This is a genomic window from Pseudomonas sp. EGD-AK9 (genome assembly GCF_000465935.2).
Taxonomy (GTDB): Bacteria; Pseudomonadota; Gammaproteobacteria; order Pseudomonadales; family Pseudomonadaceae; genus Aquipseudomonas.
In genome coordinates this window covers 1-521 of sequence record NZ_AVOF01000991.1, presented here as the reverse complement: position 1 = coordinate 521, position 521 = coordinate 1, and the positions used below count along the sequence as shown (strand labels likewise).

Here is a 521-nt window from a genome sequence, read left to right as displayed (position 1 = left end):
AACATTCCCATCAATTAAACTTTTATTAGGGTCAATACTACACTTCAAAAACAGATTTAGTTTATTGGCTATAGCTTGTTTTGAGTCAATAGAGTTTTCACGTTGAAAATCTTTTATTAATTTTGTAATATCATTTTCAAAATCCCCCAAAGTTTTGATAGCACCAATTGATGCACCTGCACCTATGATAAAATTAACATTTCCACTTTCAATGTACTTTTTTATTTCATCTAATACTCTATCTGACATAATAGTTACCTCTATTTTTAAATATTTTTTCTTAGTAGTACGTTTTGAATTAATAATAAGTTTGTTCTCTGAAATTAAGTAAAAAAGGAATCAAATTGCAACCCTTTGTTCCATTTGGTAATGGTCAGTTTGTTTCTGCATAGTGTATAGGAAAATTATACCTCGTACAAAAGAATTCTGGTAGTAAATAAAGCAGCGAAGTTTCTGAGTTTTTTCTTTGAATATTTCAACAAATTAAAAAGTCCAGAAATCACTTTCTGGACTTTTCCTAT

1 protein-coding gene is annotated in these 521 nt (G+C 28.2%); it reads right to left on the bottom strand.

Features of this window, described 5'->3' with window-relative positions:
- Window positions 1-249: hypothetical protein (locus N878_RS28785; RefSeq protein ID WP_218186893.1), on the bottom strand; the 249-nt coding region annotated here is incomplete at its 3' end.
- Window positions 250-521: the final 272 nt, after the last annotated feature.